The sequence below is a fragment of the Streptomyces sp. BK79 genome (assembly GCF_044142145.1).
GTDB lineage: Bacteria > Actinomycetota > Actinomycetes > Streptomycetales > Streptomycetaceae > Streptomyces.
In genome coordinates, this window is record NZ_JBHVOC010000104.1 from 1 (window position 1) to 282 (window position 282).

Here is a 282-nt window from a genome sequence, read left to right on the forward strand (position 1 = left end):
TCATGCGCAGGCTGCTGCGGGTGTGGCGAGCGTGATCAAGATGGTGAAGGCGATGCAGGCGGGTGTGCTGCCTCGGACGCTGCATGTGGACGAGCCGTCGGGTGAGGTGGACTGGGGCTCGGGTGCGGTGCGGTTGCTGACCGAGGAGCGGGAGTGGCCGTCGGAGGAGGGGCGTCCGCGGCGGGCGGGTGTGTCGTCGTTCGGTATCTCTGGGACGAACGCGCATGTGATTCTTGAGGAGCCGCCGGCGGAGGAGGCGGTGCCGGAGTCTGATGCGGGTGG

General features: G+C 69.1%; 1 protein-coding gene. It reads left to right on the forward strand.

What is annotated here, in order from left to right:
- Positions 1 to 282, forward strand: a 282-nt coding sequence (locus ACFIF2_RS35985) for a ketoacyl-synthetase C-terminal extension domain-containing protein (protein ID WP_395577502.1), incomplete at both ends; no start/stop codon positions are given.